Raw genomic sequence first — 24,543 nt, forward strand, 5'->3', positions numbered from 1 at the left:
ACGCATTGGTTCAGGTCGGCGTAACTCGCAAGAACAACCCGATCGGTCCCCTCTCCCTCGGGAGAGGGTTAGGGTGAGGGGCTTCTTGGCGCAGAACCCCGATCACCGCCGCACCGCCACCATCACCGTCCTCTGGCATCCTTTCAACTCGTTCACGCTGAACTCGTCGGAAATGTCCTTCTGTTTTCCAAGCTTTTACACGTGGTGCGCCATGGCTGTTTAAAGTCGAATCGCGTTACGTCCCGATGCCTACAAATCCTTGCGCCGCTGCCTACCGGTACGCCAGAATCCGCCTGCTTGTGCGCCTGGCGGGCGGGCGGTAACTTGGTTCGCGTCACTGATTTCCAGTGATCGGGTTTAGCAGCCCGGCCAGGATTGACCAACGGTTGCACATGTACCTTCCAGTCAGGCTTCGCCTGCACTTGATGGTGGCTGTGCGCATGGCACCCTCGGGTGCGCCGGGTTTTGGACTTCCTACCGGTCTGCTAAGGAATACGCAAGCCATCGTGCAGACGTTTGATCATTGCCAGACTCAGCTTGCGCTTGCGGTTCAATACTTCCGAAACATGGCCACTGGTGCCAATAAAGGACTCGAGATCCCGCGGCGTCAAGCCTTGCTGATCCATACGGAATTTGATGGCTTCAATGGGATCAGAGGGCGGCATCGGAAAATGCTGCTCCTCATACTTTTCAATCAGCAGAGCGAGAATTTCCCCAAACGTCAGACATGAAAAAACCGGCGACTGAGAGCCGGTTGGGCAGTAAGAATTTTTTAACCCTGCTGCAAGACTTTCAACGCCGCCGAAGCCAGAAACCCCGATCGGCTTTTCTCCTCAGGATGATGTAACACGTACTCATCAATGCGATTGAGCAAGTGCCCCGGCAGAGTGATGTTGAGCTTCTGTGCTTTGCCCAGGTATTTGACCACGTCGATATCCACTACCGCCCACGCACATCCGGCGTACTGCGGATTGGCGACATGCAGGCTCAATTTGCTGGCCGATGGAATCGGCGCACCGTCGTCTGCCAGAATTTCGAAATGACCTTCGATCGCCTCGCGCGCCATGGCGACAGCGTCATCAAGGTCGTCGCCGGCAGAAAAGCAGCCAGGAATGTCCGGCACTTCAACTCCCCAAGCGTGTTCCTCGTCGCCTATTGAAATCGCAATCGGGTAAAGCATGTTCGTGATCCTCCAAGGCAACGCTGAGAACGGATTCAGAGCATGGCCTGTTGCAAAATACTGATGGCCGTTTTTTTGAGCAGATCCTTTTTTGGATGCGGCACTGTTACCAATCCTGGTTTGGTTGGATGTTTGAAGTGATGATGACTGCCCCGAATACGTACCAGAAACCAACCGTCCGCGACGAGTTGTCCGATTAAAAAACGGCTGTTCACAACACCTCCCTGTGGTGTGCTTGGTGGTTACTATACCTACTGAATTCTACAGATCAATAGACTTGCTACCGTTCAGCCATCGTGGCGTCCGGCGAGGTGGTCAACCCAGTCTAGGCCGCGCGTGTTTGGAGGAACGATGGTTGTGTTGCAGTGTTTTGCGGTGACATTTACGCCGCAAAATGAAAGCAGATCGCTCAGCCAGTCATTGCGACTGATAGAGCGAGCTTACCCGTCGTTTCAACGAAGGAGGGCGACGTTGGTAGCGATCCTTCTCTGGATGATTTTCAGAGTCGCTGGGGTTCTTTTTGGAGCTGAAGGCTTTTCCTTGGAAATTGTCTTTCACCAACTTCCAGACACAAAAAAACCGGCCATCAATGCCGGTCTTTTCTATTCCTGCATCCCTCGTCGGACAACACAACGCGAGATCAATATTCGGTGGAGCGGGTAGAGGGAATCGAACCCTCATCTAAAGCTTGGGAAGCTTTCGTTCTACCACTAAACTATACCCGCTCAGAGCGGCTGACTTTGTACCAGACTCGGCCACGGATTTGAAGTTTTCTTTTCTCTGCGAGGGCTTTGCCGCGCAGAAATCGGTCGATCGCGAGCAAGGGCTGCGCCGGTGCAACAGGCACTTCAAGCTTGCAGCCTTGCCCGCGATGACGCTGTTTCAAATGGCCAGTGCATGTTGATCCTGCACAAACGAGTAGCGCGTTCGGCTGGCTTGCGGCGCAGGTTTCAGAAAGCCGAGCAGGGCGTTCTGGCTGTCGCGGCAGGCGGCTTTGTGCTCCATGTCGAGAAAGTGCCCGGTGGCTTGCAGGGTGGTGAAGCTGCTGTGCGCGACGTGATTGCCGAACAGGCGCGCGTCCTCGGCGGCAGTGTATTCGTCCCATTCGCCGTTGAGAAACAGCACCGGCACGTTGATTTTTTTCGCCGCATTCACATAGCACTGCCGGTCGCTGTGCAGCACGTCGTTGATGTGAAAGTGCATCTGTCCGTATTCATGCTCGGCGAGGCTGCTGACGTGGCGATAGTTGAAGCGCTTGAACAGCGACGACAGGTGTTTGCCGATGGTGTTGTTGACCAGATGGCCGACCCGGTCGCCGTCGCGGCTGCCGAGGTAATCGACGCCGCGCTCGAGGTAATCGAGCATGTGCGCATTGATCACCGGTGAGAACGAGCTGATCACGGCTTTTTCAATGCGCCGCGGTTGCTGGGCGAGGGCGACCAGGGTGGCGGCGCCGCCCCAGGAGAACGACAGCACGTGTTCGGCGGCGAAGTGATCGATCAGCTCCAGCAGAATCTGCCCTTCGACTTCCTTCGTCAGATGTTTCTCATGCCGGTTGTGGGCTTTTGAGCGGCCCGCGTAGGGCTGGTCGTAGCAGACCACGTTGAATTGCGGGTGCAGGTTTTTCACGGTCTGTGCAAACGACGCAGTCGTGGCCATCGAGCCGTTGACCAGAATGATGGTCTTTTCTGCGGCGTCTGCGCGATAGAACTCCGTGTAAACCCGATACTGACCCTGTATATCCAGCACAGCGATTTCTGGCCTCATGTCATAAGACTCCTGGCAAGCAAGCGGGTATGCGCGCAATCGAGATTGCACGAGCTTTGTGACAGGTAGGCATACGCCTGAAATTTGCTGGCCCATGTCGATCCGGTAAGGCAGGTCGACGGGTGTTGTTATTGGCGGGCAGATTGCCGGCTGAGGCGCAGCCCTTGAGGGCAGACGACCGACAAAAAGTTTCTTGGAAGTATGTGGTGACTCATTGGTCACATTTCGGCCGACGTCCTGATTCAAGCAGGGGACTCAGGATCACGCAAGTGCCGTCGGCGAATTGTTCGACAACTTCGGCTGAGCGGTCGCCGGCTTAGAACAAATGAATCTCTTCGGTGCGCAAAGCGCGGTATTCGCCCGGTTTTAGCGCGTGATCGAGGGTCAGTTCGCCGATGGATTCGCGGTGCAGGCGCAGGACTTTGTTGTTGAAGAAACCAAACATGCGCTTGACCTGATGGTAGCGGCCCTCAACGATGCTCAGCCGCGCCGAGCGTGGGCCGAGCAGCTCAAGCTGCGCCGGTTGCGTGGTCAGATCTTCGAAGGCGAAGTAGATGCCCTCGGCAAATTTCAGCGCGTAGCTCGGGTCGATGTCCTGTTCGGTTTCGACGTAATAGACCTTCGCCAGTTTGGTTTGCGGCTGCGTCAGGCGCCGCGACCACGCGCCGTCATTGGTGATCAGCATCAGCCCGGTGGTGTTGAAATCCAGACGTCCGGCGATGTGCAGATCGTCCTTGTGCGGTTCATCGAGCAGGTCGAGCACGGTCGCATGCTGCGGATCGCGGGTGGCACTGACGCAGCCCGGCGGTTTGTGCAGCATGAAATAGCGCGCCGGTTTGCCGCTCTGCAGTACCTCATCGTCGACTTCGACCCGACTGAATTCCAGCACCTCACTGTGCGGGTCGCTGACGACTTTTCCGTCAATCCGCACGCGCTTTTCCACCAGCAACAGGCGAACCTGCTGACGGTTGTAGCGGGGCAGATTGCTGAGGAAACGGTCGACGCGCATGGTCAGGATTCAACGGACAAAGGGCCGCGCATCTTACGGGATCGGCCGCCGACCTGCTTGCAGTTGCGCTTCGACCTGTGCGCAGCGCGGGCACAGGCAGGCTTGATTGCGCAGCGCGGCCGGCAGCGCGTCGAGCACCGCCGGCTCGATGGTCACGCCATAGCACCAGCATTCGCGGTCGGCGGTGCGCGGGTCGGCGAGGCTGCAATCGTTGCGGGCGCCGCAGGCCGGGCAGTGGTCGGGTTTGACGTCGTTATCAGGCATAGGTCGAGTGCGGCATTTCCATGCAGGTGCGGTTGCGCCCGGTTTGCTTGGCGCGGTACATCGCATGATCGGCCCGCGACAGCAGAGTGTGCAAGGTGTCATCGCGTTGCACGGTGGTGGCGCCGATGCTCACGGTCAGATGCAGGCTGTGGCCATCGTAGGCATATTCGTGTAGTTCCACGTGCTGGCGGATCTTCTCGGCGATTTTCTGCCCGGTCTCGCCGTCGGTGTCTTTCAACAGAACGATGAACTCTTCACCGCCCCAGCGGCAGACGATGTCGGCGTGGCGCAGGCAACTTTGCAGGTCGCGGGCGAAACCGATCAACACCTGATCGCCAGCCATGTGGCCATAGGTGTCGTTCAAGGCTTTGAAGTGGTCGAGGTCGAGCAGCAACGCGGTCAGCGGCTTGGTTTCCCGTTGGGCCTCGTGCAGCGCTTGCGCGGCGAGGATGTCGAAGCCGCGTCGGTTCGGCAGTTCAGTGAGACTGTCGAGGGTGGCGTGCGCCTGAATCTTCGCCTGGAAGCGCTTGATCACCCGATTGAGCAGCGCCAGCACGATCAACGTCACCAGCAGGCAGATCAGCAGATTGAGGTACAGCGACTGGCGGATCTCGCTCAGCGCGCCGTCCTCGCGTTTATCGACGAACAGGTACCAGTTCAACTCGGGGATAAACCGCACGTTGAGAAAATGCCCCTGGCCGTGGGTGGAATATTCGTAGCTGCCGCTGTGCGGCTTGGGCAACTGGCTGACCAGACTTTTCATGCTCTCCAGTTCGCCAAGACTCTGGCCGATGTGCGCACCTTCCGGGCCACCCTCGGCACCGGTCAATACGAGGCGGCCGAAGGTGTCGACGAAGTACACGCTGCGTTGATAGCGCTGTTGATACTTGTCGATCAGCTTGATCACCGCGTCCACCGTCAGGCCCACGCCCGCCGCCCCGATGAAGCGGTTGTGGTAGTCGTAGACCTTGTAGTTGATGAAGAACGTCAGGTTGTCCCTGTTGGCCAGATCCGGGTCGACGTTGATCTCGTACGGGTCCTGCATGTCGCGCACGCGGAAGTACCAGGTGTCGCGCGGCTCATCGACTTTGACCTGTTTGAGCACGCCTTTGGCGTGGTAGTAGGTGAGCGTGGCATTGGAAACGAAGAACGCCGTGTAGGCGCCGTAATGGGTCATGACCTCGTCGAGATAGCGGGTCATCTGCTCGGGATTCTGTTCGCCATTGACCACCCAGTCGCGCATGAATGTATCGCGGGACATCATCGAGGAAATCAGGATCGGCCGGACCAGGTCTTTCTGGATTTCCGAATAGACCGTGTCGGAGGTCAGCGGCAGTTCGGTGTTGACGATGTTGTCGCGGATCGACGCGCGGGAGGCGAAATAGCTCAACAGTGACGTAGCGAGAAAGCCGGCGCCGAGCAGGGCGACCAGGGTGAGCACCAGTGAACGTTGCGAGTACAAGGGAGAACGAAGCGGCATGGCAGATCCGTTGGCAGTGGCCCGATGGGATGCATTCTAGTGGCACTGCGCGCAAATAACTGCTCCCTGTGCGGCGTGAATGGTCGTTCCTTTATTCGGGGGTGGTGCGCCAGAACCTGTGGGAGCGAGCCTGCTCGCGAAAGCGGTGGGTCAGCCACATCCATGTTGAATGACATACCGCATTCGCGAGCAGGCTCGCTCCCACAGGGCGACAGATTCAGGCCAGGGTTTTGAGGTATGCCCGCCATCCCCCCAAATGACTGATATCCACCGCATCCTCCAGGCCATACGGCTCACAGATAAACCCGCTCTCCCAGCGCCCATCCGCCAGTTGCACCTTGCCCAGTCCCAGCGGCGCCGGAATCCCGGTGAGAAACGAGCCCAGCTCACTGCTCGGCAACTCCCAAACCTCCACGGCAATCGCCACGCCGCCGTCCTTGACCCGTACCATCCCCGGCCGCAATGGCGGGCCGCCGGCGAGGGCGTGCAGTCGATAGTCCGGCGAACTGAGGGTGGTTTCCAGCAAGCGCCCGCCACGCTGGGTCAGTTGCCAGTTCAACGCCAGCCCTTGCAGATGCGCGCCACACACCACCAATCGAGCGCGGTCATTGCGCGCAGCGTTCGCCGGAGCTGGCAGGGCGCTGTCCTGGTAGCGCTGCAAGGCATCGGCCACGCTCAACAGATACTGGTCGGTAAACACCCGCCCGAACAGCGTCACGCCCCAAGGCAAACCGTTGTTCATGAACGCGGTCGGCACGGCGACGGCGGCGTAGTCGAGCAGGTTCATGAAGTTGGTGTAATAACCAAGTTCGGAATTGCGCAGCACCGGCTCGGCCTCAAGCTCGGCCAGGGTCACCGGGCGGCCGATGGTCGGCGTCAGCACGCAGTCGAGATTTTCCAGGGCCTCGTCGCAGAGTGCCTTCAGCGCCTGCAATCGATATTGCGCGCGAAAGGTCTGCACGCCGGTCACTGCCGGAGCCTTGGCCAGCACCGCTCGGATCACTGGCAGCACGGCTTCGGGGTTCTGCTCCAGCAGCTCACCGGCGACGCTGTAACGCTCGGCGACCCACGGCCCGTCGTAGAGCAAACGCGCTGCTTCCAGAAACGGTGACAGGTCCAGCTCGACGGGTTCGCCACCCAAGGCCTTGAGCCGTTCGATGGCCGCTGCGAACAGTTGCGGCCCTTCGTTGCAGCCGAAAAATTCAAGGTCCTGCGCCCGTGGCACGCCGAAGCGAAACGGCCGTGGCGCGCCGAACGCCGAGCCGTCGTTCCATGCCGGGTTGCCTCGGCTGTACTCATCGCGAGGATCGTGTTTGGCGGTCAACGCCAGCAACTGACTGGCCTCGCGAGCAGTGGCGGTGAAGGTGGTTACGCAGTCCAGCGTGCGGCACGCCGGCAGCACGCCGGCGGTGGAGATCAGGCCTTTGCTCGCCTTCAATCCCACCAGATTATTCAGCGCCGCCGGCACTCGCCCGGAACCGGCGGTGTCAGTGCCCAAGGCAAAACTCGCCACACCCAACGCTACCGCCAGCGACGAGCCGGCGCTGGAGCCGCCAGACGGATATTCGGGCAAAACGCTATTCGGGCACGCACCATAAGGTGAGCGGCTGCCATTGAGGCCGGTGGCGAACTGATCAAGATTGGTCTTGCCCAGCGGAATCGCCCCCAGCGCCAACAGCTGCTCGACGATGGTCGCCGACTGCTGCGGCACATAGGCAAACGCCGGGCACGCGGCTGTGGTGGGAATGCCGGCCAGATCGATGTTGTCCTTGATCGCGAACGGCACGCCATACAGCGGCAGACTGTCGAGGTCACGACCGTCGAGGGCGGCCAGATACGGCTCCAGTTCATCGACGCTGAGCAAGTGAATGAACAGGTGATAGTCGGGATTCAGGGCAGCGGCTTTTTCGCGCAATTGCAGCAGCAGTTGGCGCGGTGTGGTGTCGCCATTGCGATAGGCCTGGCGCAGTGCATCGAGTTGCAGATTCATCGGTTGATCCTCATAAAAAATGGCTTCAGTCGAGTTCCAGCACCACCACCCGTTGTCCGGCGCGCACCGCCGAACCGGGTTGCACGCGGATCTCTCGCACCACACCGGCCAGCGGCGCGAGCACAGGGATTTCCATCTTCATTGACTCGAGAATCACCAGCACATCGCCCGCAGCGACACGCTGGCCGGCCTCGACCTGCACCTGCCAGAGATTGCCGGCGATGTGGCTGTCGACGCTGTGTTCACCGCTTTGCAGCGGTGCTTCTTCGCTGGCGTCAGGCACGGCTTCTTCGCTGTCGAAATGCGCCTGGCCGCTGGCGATCCAGCGCTCGCGTTCAGCCTTGAACGCGCACTGTTGCTGCGCACGGAAAGCGTTGATGCCCTCGGCTTCCTGACTGAGAAATGCCTGATAGTCGGCGAGGTTGAGCTGGCTGTGTTCGATGTTCAGATCAAAGCGCCCAAGGGGGAAATCGCGGCGGATGCGCAGTAGTTCTTCGGCGCTGACCGGGTAGAAGCGGATCTGATCGAAGAAGCGCAGCAGCCACGGTTTGCCATCGAACGCGGCGACTTCGCGATAGCGATTCCACATCTGCAGAGTGCGCCCGACAAACTGATAACCGCCCGGGCCTTCCATGCCGTACACGCACAGGTAGGCGCCGCCGATGCCCACCGAATTCTCGGCGGTCCAGGTGCGTGCCGGGTTGTACTTGGTGGTCACCAGACGATGACGCGGGTCGAGCGGCGTGGCCACCGGCGCGCCGAGGTAAACGTCGCCAAGGCCCATCACCAGATAACTCGCATCGAACACCGTGCGCTGCACTTCGTCGAGATTCGGCAGGTCGTTGATGCGCCGGATGAACTCCAGATTGCTCGGGCACCACGGCGCGTCCTTGCGCACGGTGGTCATGTATTTATCGATCGCCAACTGACAGGCCGGGTCGTCCCACGACAGCGGCAAGTGCACGATGCGCGACGGCACTTGCAAGTCCTTGGCAGCGCACACCGCGTCCCATTCGCCGGCAATGATGCCGAGCAGATCGGCCAGCGGCAGTTGCTCGGGCTGGTAGTGCACTTGCAGCGAGCGAATGCCTGGGGTGAGGTCGATCACCCCATGCAGCGCTTGGCTTTCCAGCGCCTGCATCAGCGCGTGGGCGCGAAAGCGCAGGACCAGATCGAGCTCCGGCGCGCCGATTTCCAGCAGTAGATGAGTGTCGCCAGAAACCCGTGCAACCAGTCGCTGATCGCCTTGACCCAACGCCAACACCACTGGCGACACTAAACCCTGTGGGAGCGAGCCTGCTCGCGAAGAGGCCGTGTCAGTCAATATCGATTTGTCTGGGCCGACGCTTTCGCGAGCAGGCTCGCTCCCACAGGGTGCATCCCATTTCAGGGCGAGATCGCGGGCGGTGCCGAGGTCGACCGGAATGAACTGGACTTTATCGCCCGCCTTGAGCTGCCCCAGCTGCCACAGATCCGCCTCGATCACCGTCACCGGGCAGACAAACCCACCCAGACTTGGGCCATCCGGGCCGAGGATCACCGGCATGTCGCCAGTGAAATCCACCGCACCAATCGCATACGGATTGTCATGGATGTTCGACGGGTGCAGACCCGCTTCACCGCCATCCTCACGCACCCACTCAGGCTTCGGCCCGATCAGGCGCACGCCGGTGCGGCTGGAGTTGAAATGCACTTCCCACTGGGTCGCGAAGAATGTGGCGATGTAGTTTTCGCTGAAGTATTCCGGCGCGCCGTGCGGGCCGTAGATCACCCGGATCTGGCGCACGCTCGGCAGTGCGGTGATGTGCTGTTCGGCCAGTTGCTGGCCGACGCTGCGCTCGGTCAATGCCGGCACATGCAAGACATCACCGGCCCTCAACGCGCGACCGCCATGCCCGCCGAACTGGCCGAGGGTGAAGGTACTTTTGCTGCCCAGATAATCCGGCACTTGCACGCCGCCGCGCAGGCACAGATAGCTGCGCGCGCCGGCGCCGCTGATGCTGCCCAGTTGCAATGTCGCGCCGGCCGGGATCAGCAGCGCGGTGTTCATCGGCACCGGTTCAGCGTCAAGGGTCAAGGCAATCGGCGCGCCGGTCACCGCGACCACCGCGACACAATTGAAGCGCAGGATCGGCCCGCTCATGGTGATTTCCAGTGCGGCGGCGCCTTGTTCATTGCCGAGCAGACGATTGCCCAGGCGCAGCGCTCGGCTGTCCATCGGCCCCGAGGGTGGCATGCCGACGGCCCAATAGCCGAGGCGTCCGGGATAGTCCTGCACGCTGGTCTGCGTGCCGGCGCTGAGCACCTCGAAGGTGTTGGCGTGATACAGCAGATTTTCCAGGCAACGGGTCCACGGCTGGCCGCTGGCGAATGGAGTATCGAACAGAATCTGGCGCAGGTAATCGCGGTTGGTTTCCACGCCATACAGCAGGCTGTCGCCCAATGCCTGATGGAGTTCGGCGCGAGCCTGTTCGCGACTCGGCGCCCACGCGATGAGCTTGGCGATCATCGGATCGAAATACGGCGGGATTTCCACGCCGGCCTCGACCCAGGTGTCGATGCGCAACTCAACGCCGTTGGCTGGCGGGAATTGCACAGCGGTCAGCAGGCCCGGGCTTGGCTGGAAATCACGCCCCGGATCTTCCGCGTACAGACGTGCCTGAATCGCATGGCCCTGCGGTTCCAGGCCCTGATACAACTCATTCAGCGGCGGCAGATCACCGGCGGCCAGCTCGATCATCCAGCGCACCAGATCCACGTCCCACACTTGTTCGGTGACGCCGTGCTCGACCTGCAAGCGTGTGTTCACTTCGAGAAAATAGAAGCGCTGGGCCTCGCTGTCGAAGACGAATTCGACGGTGCCGGCGCTGCGGTAATTCACCGCTTGCGCCAGTTTGATCGCCGCTGCGCACAGCTCATCGGCCATGCCTTCTGGCAGGTTCGGCGCCGGGGTTTCTTCGAGGACTTTCTGGTTGCGCCGCTGCACTGAACAGTCGCGCACGCCGAGAGCGATGACGTCACCGCAGCCGTCGCCGAACACCTGCACTTCCAGATGCCGCGCGCGTTCGATGTACTTCTCGATGAACACCCCAGCGTCGCTGAAGTTGTTCTGACCGAGGCGTTTCACCGCTTCGAACGACTCGCTCAATTCGCTCGCGCTGCGGCATACGCGCATGCCGATGCCACCGCCGCCAGCGGTGCTTTTCAGCATCACCGGGTAGCCGACCTGTTCGGCGGCACTCAGCGCGCAATCGAGGCTGTCGAGCAGGTCGGTGCCTTCGAGCATGGGTACGCCGTGCTGTTTGGCCAACGCGCGAGCAGTGTGCTTGAGGCCGAATACCCGCAATTGCTCCGGCGTCGGCCCGATGAAGGCGATGCCCTGCGCTTCGCAGGCTTCGGCGAACGCTGCGTTCTCCGAGAGAAATCCGTAGCCGGGATGAATCGCCGTGGCGCCGCTTTGTTTGGCGATCGTGAGGATTTTGTCGACCGCCAGATACGTCGCGGACGCCGCGCCTTCGCCGAGGCTGTGCGCTTCAGCGGCCTGGGAAATATGCAGGCTGGCGGCGTCGGCTTCGGAGTACACGGCGACGCCTTGGGCCTTCAGCACGTTGATCGTGCGCAGGATGCGACAGGCAATCGCGCCACGGTTGGCGATCAGGATTTTTTCGAACATGGCATAACCCCTGAAGGGGGAGCGGGCCGTCCCGCTGTTTTTCGACAGACATCCGGGCCGTCCCGGATGGAAAAAACACACTTCACTCCAACCCACCACAACCCCCTGTGGGAGCGAGCCTGCTCGCGAAGGCGGTGGATCAGCCACATCAATGCTGAATGACACTGCGCATTCGCGAGCAGGCTCGCTCCCACAGGGTTCAGGGTTGTCTGGTGGATTTCAGGCACTGCCCGGAACGCGCCTGGCACAGGGCAAAAAGCCAACGGCGTAAACGGCTGATGGTCAGTTCCATACCAGCAACTCCGCCGGGGTCGGGTTGTAGGCATTGCATGGATTGTTCAGCTGCGGGCAGTTGGAAATCAGCACGATGACGTCCATCTCCGCGCGCAAATCAACGTACTTGCCCGGCGCGGAAATACCGTCCTCGAAGGTCAGCCCGCCATCCGCCGTCACTGGCACGTTCATGAAGAAATTGATGTTCGGCCCGATGTCGCTCTTGCCCAGACGACCGTCGTGGGCGCAGGCGCGCAGGTAGTTGTCGCGGCAGCTGTGCATGTAGCGTTTTTCCAGGGCGTAGCGCACGGTGTTGCTCTCTTGCGCGCAGGCGCCGCCGAGGGTGTCGTGGCGCCCGCAAGTGTCGGCAACGATGGTCAGCATCGGCTGGCCGAGGTTGGAATACAGCACGCTGCCGGTGCTCAGGTAGACGCTGTTCTGCCGGCGCAAGGTGCGTTGTACATCGTAGCGTTCCTTGGGGTTGCCGAGGCTGTAGAACAAGGTGTCGACTGCCTGATTGCCTTCCAGATCGAGGATGCGCAGGGTCTGCCCGGCCTTGACCTCCATCAGCCAAGGCTCGCCGGCGGGAATGGTCGCGCGGTAGATCGCGCTGTCGGCTTGCTTGTGGGAAGTGGCGATTGCGAGTGACATGGCTGCGATCCTCAGGCGAACAAACGGTCGGTGTTGATAAAGCCGCGCTCGTTTTCCGGGCGCGAAGTGCGGCAGTGTTCGGCGACGCTGGCGTCGGCGTTCATCCAGCTCAGCTTCAAGGGTTTCGGGGCGTATTCGGGGGACGGGTCCATCGGATGTTGCAGGGCGGTGAGCACCACCAGGGTGTCCATCGGCGCATACAACTCGATGTAGTCGCCGGCCTTCGAATTGCCCTCGACGAAGTGGAAACGCCCGGCCTCATCGACGTTCACGCGGCTGAACAGATTGAGGGTCATCAGCAGGTCGGACAGGCCCAGGCCCCACTTGCCGAGCTCCACCAGCAGGTTGTCGGTGCCGTTGCGAAAGAAGCCGTTGCGCAGTTCCTGGTAGCGGCCCTGGCCGTATTTTTCGGCGACTTCTTGCGCGCAGAGCACGCCGCCGAGGCTGTCGCTCCAGCCACAGGTGTCGGCGGTGATCGCGGCGAGCACGCGGCCCATGTCCGAGTACAGGCAGTGGCCGGCGGTGAGCTTGGCGGTGTGTTGGCATTTGAGGCTGTCGGGCAGGTTCAGCCGCTCGGTCTTTTCATGGGCATTGAGCAAGGTCAGGCTGACATTGGCGCCACCGCGCAGGTCGGTCAGGCGCAGCAATTGGCCGCGCTTGAGCACGAACGAACGGTGGCCGCCGCCCGGCAGCAGTTCTTCAGCGAAGGGTGGGAAGAGTTGGATTGAATCGGTCATCGGTGTGGTCATCAAAGCAGTCCTCTCAAGCAGTGCGAAGGGTGCCCGCCAGCGGCAGCGGCAGGGCCTCGACGGCGGCGCGCTGGGCGCGGCGGTCGCTGTTCAACGGGATGTCGTAAGTGATGCGAGCGCCATAGGCGCCGGGGGCGTGCGGGTCGAGGCGCACCTTGTCGAACACCAGCAGACGCGTGCCGAGGCTGAAGCCTTCGGACAGGTCGTGGGTGACCATGAACACCGTCAGTTGCGTCTCGCGCCACAGCTCCAGCAGCAGCGCGTGCATGTCTTTGCGAATGCCCGGATCGAGTGCGCCGAAGGGCTCGTCGAGCAGCAACACACGCGGCTTCATGATCAGCGCCTGGGCGATGGCCAATCGTTGCTGCATGCCTCCGGACAGCTGTGCCGGGTACTTGTCCAGCGCATGGCCGAGGCCGACTTTTGTCAGCAGGGCTGCAGCCTGCTCGCGAGCATCGCGTTTGGCGTTGCCGAACAGCCGGCCAAGCAAGGGCGCACGCGGCAATTCGAGACCGAGGGCGACGTTGTCGAGCACGCACAGATGCGGGAACACCGAGTAGCGTTGAAACACCACGCCACGGCTGGCATCCGGTTCGCCGGCCAAGGGCTGGCCGTCGAGCAGAATCTCCCCGCGACTGGCGCTTTCCTGGCCGAGCAGCAGGCGCAGGAAGGTCGATTTGCCGCAACCGGAGGCGCCGACCAAGGTGCAGAACTCGCCTTCGTTGACGCTCAGGTTCAAGCCTTCCAGAACCACTTGATCGGCGTATTGCTGCCAGACGTTTTTTACTGTGATGAAGCTCATTTCGCCGCTCCCTCGTACCAAGGGAAAGCGCGCTGGGTCAGCTGTTTCAGGCCCCAGTCCATCAGCCAGGCGAGCAGGGTGATCCACACCACGTAGGGCAGGATCACATCCATCGCCAGGTAGCGCCGCACCAGAAAGATTCGGTAGCCGAGGCCATCGGTGGAGGCGATCGCTTCGGCGGCGATCAGGAACAGCCACGCCGAACCGAGCATCAAGCGCAGCGAGATCAGCAAGCGCGGCAACAGCTGCGGCAAGACCACGCGCAGCATCAGCGTCCAGGTCGAGGCGCCGAGGGTCTGCGCCTTGATCAGCAGTTCGACCGGAATGTCACGGGCACGCTGTTCCAGATCCCGTGCCAGCGCCGGGGTGATGCCAATCACGATCAGCATGACTTTCGACAACTCGCCCAGCCCGAAGACGATGAACAGAATCGGCAGGATCGCCAGCGGCGGCACCATCGACAGCACCGTCAGCAACGGCGACAACGGCGCGCCGAACAGCGGCAGGGTGCCCGCCGCAATACCGAGGCAAAGACCCGCCAGCGCCGCGATGCCGAGGCCGATGGCCAAACGCCGCAGACTGGACGCAGTGTCTTGCCACAGCAGGTATTCACCGGTGCGGCTGTCGGCGTTGAAGGCCAGGCGTTTTACCGCGTCGCTCATCTGCACGGCGCTGGGCAGCAGTTTGTCGTTGGGGTTGTCCGCCAGGCGCTCGGCCGAGCCTGTGAAATAGGCGAACAGCACCAGCGCGAACGGCAGGATCACCAGCAACAGGCGACTCGGGCGATCAGGGTGGCGATTGATCAGGCGCATGGCCAAATCCTCCGTGGCTTACAGCTTGGCGTCGGCGGCCATCTGCACGTAGGTCGGATCGAAACGCAGCTTGAGATTGGCGGTGTCGCCGCTGGTCACGCCGTTGGCGAAGGACATGCCGACCGCGCTCGGGTCTTTCGCGCCTTCGCCGAGCAGGCCGTGCTCGAAGGAGAATTCGGCGACCTTGCGCATGGTGTCCGGCAGTTGTTTGCTGGTGGCGAAATTCAGCGCTTCGCTCGGCGTGGCGAACAGTTTTGTGGTGTCCAGTTGCGCCTGGAAGCCGGCGAGATCAGTACCCGAGGCCTTGGCCATGTGTTCCAGCGCAGCTTTGCTCGCGGCATTTTTCGCGTTCATCAAAGCGACCACTTCGAACCACGCCCCGGTCAGCGCTTTGCCCAGTGCCGGGTTGTCTTTGAGGGTGGCGCTGTTGACCACCATCATGTCCATGATCTCGCCGGGGATCTGGCTGGAATTGAACACTTCGGTGACGCCGGGTTTGGCCTTGATATCCGAGAGCATCGGGTTCCAGGTGGTCACGGCGTTGACGTCGTCGGTGTTGAACGCGGCGGCAATGTCGGCGTCGGAGGTGTTGACCACTTTCAGGTCTTTCTCGGTCAGGTCCACCGAGTCCAGCGCGCGAGCCAGCAGGTAATGCGAGACCGACAGCTCGACCAGATTGACGTCCATGCCTTTCAGATCAGCGACTTTTTTACCTTCGCCTTTGAGCACGATGCCGTCGTTGCCATTGGAGAAATCGCTGACGATCAACGCGGTGCTGTCGACGCCACCGGCAGCGGGAATGGTCAGTGCATCCATGTTGGTCATGGTGCAGCCGTCGAACTGGCCGGCGGTGTACTGGTTGATTGATTCGACGTAGTCGTTGAGCTGCACGACGTCGATCTTGATCCCGTATTTCTTCGCCCATTTGTCGACGATGCCCTGGCTGCCGGCGTATTCCCATGGCATCCAGCCGGCGTAGATCGTCCAGCACACGCTGAAGTGGTCTTTCTGGGCGGCGGAAGGCTGCGTGCTGATGAGCGCGGCGAAAGCGGCGGCGAGCAGGGCGGGGAAACGTAGTCGGATCATTGCGGATTCTCCAGTTGATCGAGGGCGGACAGGAAGGCAACGCGGCACCGCGAACGGTGGCTTGTCTCCCGGGCTTTTGTCCCGCCGTGTAACCTCAACTGGAGGTCGCCAACTCTCGGACCAGCCACTCGCGCTTGCGAGCCGGAACCCTAGTCAGCCATTGCAAATTGTGGTGCCGCGAACCTGTGATGACTCCTGCACGGGTTTGTTAAAGCGAGAGACGTGCCAAGTCGCGCCGAGGCCTCTGCGGCGGGGATCTGCTGGATTGTCGAAGTGAGCGGGGCGAGCGACAGCGCATCGTGGTGGTGCGCGGTTGCACCGTCATGCAGCGCGTTTACGCTTCATTGGTCGCTGATTTTGCGGGTAAACAAGATTTCATAATCACTTGTTTCAACTTGTTGCAGGAACGCACCAGATTCCGAAATCGCTGTCTGATTCTTCGACAGTCACGCAATTGCTGACGGTCGCCTGCCAGCGTCGCTGGTGTGGCCAACCCGCGGTCCAGGAGGCCGCCATGTATCGCCGAATCCTATTGCTTGCCGTGATGCTTTTTTCCCTTGGCGGATGCGTCCCTTATTCATACGGAGACAGCTACTACAGGTCAGAGGTCTACACATCACCCGCACCGGCCTATTACAGCGGTGGCGGCTCCTATTACCGCAGCGGCGGAACCTATTACAACCAGCCGCGCTACTACCAGCCAGCGCCGCGATATTACCAGCAACCGCGTTATTACCAGGCGCCAAGGCACTATCAACCGGCCCCGCGTTATTACGAAAGCCGTCGCTGGCACGGCAACGATCGCGGACGCTGGGACGGCCACCGTCGCGGCGGTTGGGACAATGACCACCGGGGTCGCGGCAACTATGATCGTCACAGCGGTCGCCGTGACTACAACGGCCGTGGTAACCGCTGGTAAATCACTGCAATGAACAAGCGGCGCATCAAGCGCCGCTTTTTTTTGCCCGGCAAAAAAGGGGTCCGTGGGCCATCTCCCAAGGCAATCCCGGAAGCGTCCTACAGTTTCATTTCGTGGTGTTTGTTAGCGTTCGTGGATGCCGAACGAGGCGAGCAATCCTCAGCTCGATAGCGGCGAAAAATGGACGTTCAGCGCTATGAAGCTACTGGTTATTCATCAAAATTTTCCCGGTCAGTTCCGTCATGTGGTGCTGGCAGCGCTGGAGCGCGGTGATGAGGTTGTGGCGATAGGTCGGGACACGGCACCGGGCGTCGCCGGTGTGCAAGTCCATCGATATCGAGCGACCAGCCGAGCGCCCGGCAATATTCACCCGTATCTGATCCGCTACGAACAAGCGGTGATCGACGGGCAGGAGGTTTTTGAAATTCTGGGCAGGCTGAAACGTTCGGGCTATCAGCCAAACGTGATTCTTGCCCATCCCGGATGGGGAGAGACGCTGTTTGCCAAGGACGTCTATGCCGATACGCCGCTGATTCACTATTGCGAGTATTACTATCGAGCGCAGGGCGCCGACTGCGGGTTCGACCCTGAATTCCGGCGAGCCGCAAGGGAGTCGTCACGGCTGCGCGTGCTCAACTCGCTGCATCTGTTGAATCTTCAACAATGTGATATCGCAATCGCGCCGACCCAGTGGCAGCGCAGCCTGTTTCCGGCCGCTTACCGGTCGGCGATTCGGGTCATCCATGAAGGTGTGGTTCAAAGTTCTGACCTGGCGAAAGTCGGGGCAGTCAGATTGCCCAATGGAATCGAGCTCAAAGCCGGACAGCCGATCGTTACCTATATCGCCAGAAACCTTGAGCCTTATCGCGGCTTTCACAGTTTCATGCGAGCGATCCCGCTTGTTCAGGCCGAGTGCCCCGATGCGCAGATCATCGTGGTTGGCGGTGATGGTGTCAGTTATGGGAATAAGCCGGTCGGGTACCCGGATTGGCGCAGCAGGATGGAGGCGGAGGTCAGTTTCGATCACTCCAGAGTGCATTTCACAGGGAAACTTCCTTACCAGACTTACCGCGCGGTTCTCGCATGTTCCAAAGTCCATGTTTATTTGACGTATCCGTTTGTCTTGTCCTGGTCGTTACTGGAGGCGATGGCGTCTGGTTGTGTGGTTGTTGCGTCGGATACGGCTCCGGTAAGGGAAGTCATTGCCGATGGGGCTAATGGAATATTGGTGGATTTCTTCGACCATCAAGCAGTTGCCAGAAGTGTAAGCAAGATTTTGAAGTCGGCAGGTGAGTACGATGGTCTTGCCAGCGCTGCGAAGTTGACGGCAGGTCGGTTCAGTGTGAAATCAGGCGTGAGCCAATATTTTGAGGTTTTCGCAAGCGCGATATCCGGGCATAACGACATACCAACCGTTCCGCGGTTTGAGCGGGAGGTTTGAAATGTCCAGGAAGTCGCGTAAGCAGGCGATCAAGTGGTTTAAAAGGCTATTGAAGTATGGATTGTTCTTTTATGTCTGTTATTGCGTAGCGGAATTTTATATTCGCAAAGAACAATCGGCCGAGTCGGCGGCTATTCACCAGGCAAACGAGAAAGCTTGCCAGAACAAACTGGCGAGCATGCAGCAAGTGCCGATATTAGGCGGCGCCTATATAGATAAGACGCTGATTCCTGAGTTTTACGTTGGCATGCCTGAAATGGTGAACAAGAAAGCGTGTCTGGCGATTGCTCTGAAGGGGCTGTTCTGGTGGACCGGGACGGGGCTGCACCGGTACCAGGATCAGCGCATGGAACCGATCCCCGAAAGCTGGCGGCTTTATAAATTGAATGCCGGGCTTTTTACCAGAAAAGAAACCACCGAACCCCATGAGCGCGGTTATCGGCACGTCAACTGGCCGGATGAGTTGATTGTGAAACTAAAGAATTATCCGGGGCTGGAGATTTGGCTGGATGCACCTCCGCCGCATTTCAAGAATGAAGACTCGGTTAGAACGTTTGTCATTAGTGGCTGGCCGCGGCGAGATGGAACCCCTCGGTTGATCAACTGTGACGGCTTGATACGCCCGGCGGCGGAGGAAAAACTGACTGACGAGAAACTGGCAAGGTTCAGCAGAACTGAATTGGAAAATCTTGATTTCGGCAAACTGAATTTCTTCTGCAATATCAATCTGGATAACTTCGACTTTGCCGGGGGGCACGGTAGCGTAGGACTCGGATTAGCGTCATTACGCGAAGCACCTGAGATGCTCAAATATCTCAGTGACTATCTTTCACGCTCTGTTATTACAAGGAAGTAACAATGAGTTATGTGTTCAGCGATATGGAAAAATCCGAGATTTTCAACGCGGCAAATATTTGCAAAGGAATGAGGCTGCGCTCAAAACAACTTCAGTACAATGCACTGAAATTAGCAGGGACAAGCTGCGCCCCCCTGTACCAAAAGCTGTTCGATATTATTGGTGAGAAAGTTTCTGACGTTGCAGCTGCCGATAAAGAGGCTGGAGACGTGCTGAAAAGCGCCAGACTCTGGCTTGCCGTGGCCATTGATGCCAACGGTGGAAACGGTGCCTACTCTGCCCTGATTCGTGGTTACACCTCCCGCCAAGGTGAACTGAGACTGAATACAATTTTCAGTGAAGACCTGATGCAGCTTTCATCCAACCAGGTTGCCGTCAACTTCATCAATACCCTGATCAACGGATCCCTTGCCGGTCAACTGGCACCCTGGACTGTTCCGTCAATCAGCCAGATCGCAGAAATCGACGCCAGCGCGATTGGCGAGGCCCTGTTCAAGGAGGTTTGCGGGGAGGACGACACCGCCGTCAAGCGTAACGCCGGCTGGTCTGGAACGATCGGTTTCAGCCTGTTGGGCGGTAAGCCTCCCTATGAAACCTGGCGGTTGATCTCCGCCGGTGATTCGAACGGGGAAGATGACGGCCCACCCCTTCAGGCAAAACCCAACCGGCTCGACGACTATAAAAACATTCTCTTCGCCATCGATTCCTATAGCGTCGGCCTGCGAGCGGCGATCAATAATTTCGGCATCAATCCACTGCAAAGTCTGCTTTCAGTGGTGCCGGAGCAAATCAATATCGCGCTGGCCAGTGGCAGTGTGAATCCGCTGATTCAGCATGTAGTCAAAGGCACGCCTGTTGCCGCCGTGGTCGAGCTGATGTTGCGCTACGGCCAGAACGAATTTCTCGACATGTTCAAGCGCACTCACGACGGCGATTCTGCTGCCACAGCCACCACCAACGACACCTTCGCCAGCAACGCTTACGCCTTCTTCTCGGCATTCTCCCCGGAGCAGTCGCAAAACATCGTCACCCGGACAATAAGCGAGTTCGGCAATGCCAATGCATGGGCGAAACTGGCAGGCGAGGCGACGCCGCTCGGTCTGGCGTTGCGCAACTCTTTGCAGCAACTCAGTGAAGTCGTCATAGAACGAGCCGACGGTTATCCCGATCGCAACCTCGAGCTTTACGATCCGCACACTGGCGAAGGCTTTATCACCGCGCAGTGGCTGACGGATCGTGCGCAGATGCTCGCCCGTTTGATTGCCCGAACCCAGGGCTCGTTTGGCGAACACTCGCTGCAGCAGTTCTCCTACTCCGATCTCGCCTCAAGCAAACAGGCGCCGATGACCACCGGAGTGCTGAACCCGCTGGCCCTGTTCGGTGATGACGGTGGGCGATCTTTCGCTGGTGGCGCAAATGCCGATCATCTGTATGGCGGCGTGGGCAATGACTCGATCCATGGGATGGCCGGTCACGATGTCATTGAAGGCGGTCGCGGTAACGACTCGCTAACCGGAGGTGACGGCAATGATGAGTTGTACGGGATGGCCGGTGACGATGTTCTGCTCGGAGGAAAGGGTAACGATTCTTTGATCGGGGGCGAAGGCAACGACCGTTATGAATTCGCCAGCGGCGATGGCATCGACGAGATTCTTGATGCCAACGCCGATGGGCAACTGTGGATCAACGGCGCGCCGATTCCCCAACTCAAACGCTGCGCGCCTCTGAGCAATATCTGGTCTACCGAGGATCGGTCCATCACCCTGACGCTTGTTGAACACACCCTCAACATCAAATATGGCCAGAGCGATCTGGTGGTCATCAAGAACTTTCAGCCCGGGATGCTTGGCATCCGCCTCCCTGAATATGAGGGGCAGCCGCTCACTGCTGCGGATTTGACGCTTCAGGGCGACTGGAAAGCCAAAGACGCCGATCCCACTGTCCCCGGCGATCAGCCGTCCTTTGATGAGCTGGGCAACGTGGTGCTGCTGCCCAAGGTTAAACAGCGCAACAAGGCCGACGTACTTTACGGTTCCGCGGCAGACGACGTCATTCTCGGCCTGGGCGGTTCTGATCGATTGTTCGGCAAGGCTGGAGACGATCGGTTATTCGGCGACAAGCAGACGACGCTCGAAAAAGCTATGGCCGACGGTGACGCCAAGGGCAAGGCAAGCCGCGGAGACTGGCTCGACGGCGGGCAAGGTGACGATTTGCTTATCGGTACGGCATCCCGAGACGTTCTGCTCGGTGGCAATGACCGGGATACTTTGATCGGCGGTGCTGGCGACGATGTGTTATCCGGAGACGAAACCACCGGTGCGCTGGAACAAGGTTGGGCGGTCAAACGCGCTGACGTCCCCATAGCTGGTGGTGTCACCAGTCACCGAACGGTCTTTTCAAAGGCCTCGATAAACAGTGCGTCCGAGGGCGGTGACGACGCGCTGTACGGGCAGGGTGGCAGGGATTTTATCGACGGCGGCTGGGGGGAGGACCTGCTTGACGGCGGAGCTGACGACGATTTTCTCAAGGGCGATCAAGGTAACGACACCCTGGCCGGTGGCAGCGGCAACGACGTGATGCTTGGTGACAACCTCGATTGGGGCGGTGGCCTGCCCAGCAGACACCATGGCAACGATGTGCTGGACGGCGGCAGTGGTGATGATTCACTCGGCGGTAACGGTGGCAGCGACGCTTTGTATGGCGGCCCTGGCAACGACATTTTGCAGGGTGATGACGGCGTACTGGACGGCGTCGAAGGCGATGCCGCGCATTTTTTTGGCGATGATCTGCTGGACGGTGGCTCCGGCGATGACACGCTCTGGGGCGGCGGTGGCGATGATTTGCTCTTCGGCGGCGAAGGCAATGATGATCTGATTGGCGATAGTCCTGAGCATCCGGTTCGTTATCACGACAACGACTTTCTCGATGGCGGTGCGGGGGACGACACCCTGCGCGGCATGGGCGGCGCGGATACGCTGACGGGTGGCGCAGGGGCGGATTTTCTCGATGGCGATGTGTCTGACCTGCAGCCGGGCGGAAGCAACAATGACGTGCTTCAGGGCGGCGAAGGAAACGATACGTTACAGGGTGGTTTCGGTGCCGACACGCTGGACGGCGGTGCGGGTGACGACATTCTTGCCGGCGATTACGAGAACAGCGCTGAGGCCGAGCAGAATGCCGATTATCTGCACGGTGGCCCAGGTAACGACACGTTGCTCGGAGGCGGTGGCAACGACACCCTGCTGGGCGGGGAAGGGACGGACTACCTTCGCGGCGATTCCGGTGACAACGTGTTTGATGGCGGTCCCGGTGCTGACGTGCTGGATGGCATGGATGGCGCCGACGTCTACTATTTCGGCGCTGGTGACGGCCTGGATATCGTCACCGATGCCGGCGGCCGCAACACCATCAGGTTCGGCGCGGGCTTTTGCGCGCAGAGCCTGAAAGCCGACATTATCGAAGTTACCGTCGGCACGGTATTGCGACTGGCCAATGGCACGGGCGACGCGATACTCATCAAGAATCACGAGAAGTGGAAGGATTCCACATTCAGTTTCAGCGACGGCGGGGTACTTGATTACGCAGATGTCCTGCGCAAAACACTGCCACCGATAGAGATGTCCGAGCCACCCGTACCGGAACCTGTCACCGCCCCGGCAACCCCTGAAAGCAAAGTTGAGGATCCGGTTCAGCCAGACGATGTCACCGCTGCGGCGCAAGGCCCGGTGGCATCTGTTCAAACGGTCAACTGGACCGATGAGTTCCTCGCGCAAATCAAGTCAAAACGCTCCGCCCGCAAACACGCCACAGGTTTTACCTTGAATGAGCAAGGCGTTTGGGTGCGCAGTCATGTCACCACCAGCGACACCGGTTACACCACTCACACCGAGCTGAGCGAGGACAGCGTCGACGCAGGAACACTGTCTGAAACGCCGCCATGGATGAAGGCTGATGGCGGGCAAGCCGTAGTCAGTGAAAGGCAGTCGAAAACCACAACCCGTGTCGAACATAAACCGGTGAAAGCCGAGGGAGCAATAGCCTTCTCAAGTCAGGCGCCTCGCTATTATCGATCCGGCTCGGCCAACGGGTTTTCATTCAATACGGGCGAGGTATTGGTTGAAGACCGAAAGGAGTCCGGCGCGCTTGAAGGCTGGTACGTCTATCCGGCAGCAAGCTTCAGTTCGGGCGCAACAGTGCCCAAGGCGTTTCGCTGGGATGTCACAACTGAAACGATCAAACGCAAAGTCGTCCATGGCGACGATGCCGGCGAGCGAATCAACGTCGAAGTGGAAAACGTTTTCCACGGCGGCGCGGGAGACGATCTGATCGTCGCTTATGCAGGCTCCCCACTTGACTACGGCACTGTCGGCGACAGAACACCGGGCGCGTTTTTATCCGCCGGGGCAGGTGACGATACCCTGCTCGGTTCCGAAGGCGCCGACTATCTGCTCAGCGGTGCAGGGGAGGATTGGCTGTACGGCGAGGACGGCGCCGACACCTACATCGTGCAAGCGCACGCCGCAGCGACCACCACAATTGCGGACGTGCTCAACCCTGTTTTCCACCGAGCAGAAGTTGGCGTAGCGGGGTGGAAAGACGAGTACGGATTGATCGATCAGGACACGGTCGTTCTTCCAGCAGGCGCGCAGCGCGATGCACTGCAATTGAGCTGGGGTGCTGCGCTGATAGAGACCACCCATGTCGAGTTGGAGCCCAACCCGGATCGCGCGGCTTACCGCAACCCGCCGAGAGCGAAAATGCTTCATCCGACACTCGATATCCAATGGGGCGGGACGCAAAAAGTCCGCATCGTCTTGCCCCACAACGGTGAACTTGAGGGGGCCGGTATTGAGCTAGTAAAGTTTGCCGATGGGGCGGTCGCAAGTTTGAAGCAACTGCTGCAATCAAGTCAGCTGGGACCTGCGCCCGAGACTTTTCATACGGGTGTCATCGTCAACAATCCCAGCCGTTCAACCTCCCTGCGAGACGGACGAGCGCTGCCACTCGTGGGCGGTCGCGGCAACGACACCATAAGCGGCGCGGGAGAGATCCGAGGCATGCACGGGGATGACGTGCTCACGGGCAGTCCCGGTGATGATCTGCTGGTGGGTGGGCCGGGCAATGACACGCTGGCCGGCGGCGCTGGAAATGATATCTACCGATACGATGGCCTCGGCAGAGACGTGATCATCAACAACGGAGGCGGCCTGGACGGGATCGATTTTTCCGAGCGCAGGCTGACGATCGACAACCTCAAGTTTCATCGTGAGCGCGATGATCTGGTGATCGTGGTGGATTACGGCATGGCGCCGAAAATCCGGGTTTCCAGTCATTTTGCCGTAGGTGAAAGCGCTATTGGCTTCATAAGAGTCAGCGAAGGAACAGCGAAAGACTACAGCGCGACGCAGATTGCCGAGCGTCTGCATCCTCTCCCGCCATTAAGGGATGTCGAGGATATTTTGATAAAGGGCGACGATGAAGCGCAGCGGGCCATGAAGGAAATCATTGAGTTCTACGAGCTGAATGTCTGACAAGATGACCGATTGAGCCGGCCCGCGATGGCAATCCAGTCGCCACCGCGGGCCTCGCGT

General features: G+C 59.8%; 17 protein-coding genes, 1 tRNA gene, 1 pseudogene and 1 riboswitch. Of the genes and pseudogenes, 4 read left to right on the forward strand and 15 right to left on the reverse strand.

Annotated features, from left to right (window positions below; all coding sequences use genetic code 11):
* Positions 1-485: 485 nt before the first annotated feature.
* The 15 genes and pseudogenes from PspCFBP13508_RS19020 to PspCFBP13508_RS19090 form a co-directional block, all read right to left on the reverse strand.
* Positions 486-713 (reverse strand): annotated as a pseudogene (locus tag PspCFBP13508_RS19020) (transcriptional regulator); the annotation flags it as partial.
* Positions 714-772: 59 nt separating this feature from the next.
* Entirely contained in the window at positions 773-1,180 is a 408-nt protein-coding gene (locus PspCFBP13508_RS19025) for a type II toxin-antitoxin system HicB family antitoxin (RefSeq protein WP_024011974.1), read from the reverse strand.
* 35 nt (positions 1,181-1,215) lie between these two features.
* Positions 1,216-1,395 (reverse strand): type II toxin-antitoxin system HicA family toxin, encoded by a 180-nt coding sequence (locus tag PspCFBP13508_RS19030; RefSeq protein WP_016771297.1) that lies wholly within the window; start codon positions 1,393-1,395, stop codon positions 1,216-1,218.
* Between the two features lie 436 nt (positions 1,396-1,831).
* Positions 1,832-1,905 (reverse strand) — tRNA-Gly (locus tag PspCFBP13508_RS19035).
* Positions 1,906-2,062: 157 nt separating this feature from the next.
* Positions 2,063-2,947 (reverse strand): alpha/beta hydrolase, encoded by an 885-nt coding sequence (locus PspCFBP13508_RS19040; RefSeq protein WP_137215397.1) that lies wholly within the window; start codon positions 2,945-2,947, stop codon positions 2,063-2,065.
* A 316-nt stretch (positions 2,948-3,263) separates the two neighbouring features.
* Positions 3,264-3,956, reverse strand: coding sequence for a pseudouridine synthase (locus PspCFBP13508_RS19045; protein WP_137215398.1), 693 nt, complete (start codon positions 3,954-3,956; stop codon positions 3,264-3,266).
* Positions 3,957-3,989: 33 nt separating this feature from the next.
* Positions 3,990-4,220, reverse strand: coding sequence for a cysteine-rich CWC family protein (locus tag PspCFBP13508_RS19050; RefSeq protein WP_073473113.1), 231 nt, complete (start codon positions 4,218-4,220; stop codon positions 3,990-3,992).
* Positions 4,213-5,700, reverse strand: a complete 1,488-nt coding sequence (locus PspCFBP13508_RS19055; RefSeq protein WP_137215399.1) for a sensor domain-containing diguanylate cyclase — start codon at positions 5,698-5,700, stop codon at positions 4,213-4,215. The genes PspCFBP13508_RS19050 and PspCFBP13508_RS19055 overlap by 8 nt, the downstream gene beginning before the upstream one ends.
* A gap of 217 nt (positions 5,701-5,917) precedes the next feature.
* A complete protein-coding gene (atzF, locus tag PspCFBP13508_RS19060; protein ID WP_137215400.1) occupies positions 5,918-7,690 on the reverse strand; it encodes an allophanate hydrolase in 1,773 nt (590 codons plus the stop codon).
* 25 nt (positions 7,691-7,715) lie between these two features.
* Positions 7,716-11,363, reverse strand: coding sequence for an urea carboxylase (gene uca, locus PspCFBP13508_RS19065; RefSeq protein ID WP_137215401.1), 3,648 nt, complete (start codon positions 11,361-11,363; stop codon positions 7,716-7,718).
* A gap of 282 nt (positions 11,364-11,645) precedes the next feature.
* The gene (locus PspCFBP13508_RS19070) at positions 11,646-12,287 is read right to left on the reverse strand and encodes an urea amidolyase associated protein UAAP2 (protein ID WP_137215402.1); all 642 of its coding nucleotides are present in this window, start codon (positions 12,285-12,287) and stop codon (positions 11,646-11,648) included.
* An 11-nt stretch (positions 12,288-12,298) separates the two neighbouring features.
* A complete protein-coding gene (locus tag PspCFBP13508_RS19075; RefSeq protein ID WP_056783496.1) occupies positions 12,299-13,024 on the reverse strand; it encodes an urea amidolyase associated protein UAAP1 in 726 nt (241 codons plus the stop codon).
* A gap of 25 nt (positions 13,025-13,049) precedes the next feature.
* A complete protein-coding gene (locus PspCFBP13508_RS19080) occupies positions 13,050-13,838 on the reverse strand; it encodes an ABC transporter ATP-binding protein (RefSeq protein WP_137215403.1) in 789 nt (262 codons plus the stop codon).
* The gene (locus PspCFBP13508_RS19085; RefSeq protein WP_024011982.1) at positions 13,835-14,650 is read right to left on the reverse strand and encodes an ABC transporter permease; all 816 of its coding nucleotides are present in this window, start codon (positions 14,648-14,650) and stop codon (positions 13,835-13,837) included. The genes PspCFBP13508_RS19080 and PspCFBP13508_RS19085 overlap by 4 nt, the downstream gene beginning before the upstream one ends.
* Positions 14,651-14,668: 18 nt before the next feature.
* Positions 14,669-15,736, reverse strand: coding sequence for a putative urea ABC transporter substrate-binding protein (locus PspCFBP13508_RS19090; RefSeq protein WP_130910878.1), 1,068 nt, complete (start codon positions 15,734-15,736; stop codon positions 14,669-14,671).
* Between the two features lie 63 nt (positions 15,737-15,799).
* Positions 15,800-15,900: riboswitch (guanidine-I (ykkC/yxkD leader) on the reverse strand.
* A 350-nt stretch (positions 15,901-16,250) separates the two neighbouring features.
* Here PspCFBP13508_RS19090 and PspCFBP13508_RS19100 point away from each other — a divergent pair.
* The 4 genes from PspCFBP13508_RS19100 to PspCFBP13508_RS27770 all read left to right on the forward strand — a co-directional run bounded on the left by PspCFBP13508_RS19100 (position 16,251) and on the right by PspCFBP13508_RS27770 (position 24,483).
* Positions 16,251-16,655 carry a hypothetical protein gene (locus PspCFBP13508_RS19100; protein WP_137215404.1) on the forward strand — a complete coding sequence of 135 codons (405 nt, stop codon included), beginning with the start codon at positions 16,251-16,253 and terminating at the stop codon, positions 16,653-16,655.
* Positions 16,656-16,851: 196 nt separating this feature from the next.
* Entirely contained in the window at positions 16,852-18,096 is a 1,245-nt protein-coding gene (locus PspCFBP13508_RS19105; RefSeq protein WP_137215405.1) for a glycosyltransferase family 4 protein, read from the forward strand.
* A 1-nt stretch (position 18,097) separates the two neighbouring features.
* Positions 18,098-18,952: a hypothetical protein gene (locus PspCFBP13508_RS19110; protein WP_137215406.1), complete on the forward strand. Its 855-nt coding sequence runs from the start codon at positions 18,098-18,100 to the stop codon at positions 18,950-18,952.
* A gap of 2 nt (positions 18,953-18,954) precedes the next feature.
* Positions 18,955-24,483, forward strand: a complete 5,529-nt coding sequence (locus PspCFBP13508_RS27770) for a calcium-binding protein (protein WP_137215407.1) — start codon at positions 18,955-18,957, stop codon at positions 24,481-24,483.
* The last annotated feature ends 60 nt before the right edge of the window (positions 24,484-24,543 follow it).

The organism is Pseudomonas sp. CFBP13508 (assembly GCF_005233515.1).
GTDB lineage: Bacteria > Pseudomonadota > Gammaproteobacteria > Pseudomonadales > Pseudomonadaceae > Aquipseudomonas > Aquipseudomonas mercuritolerans.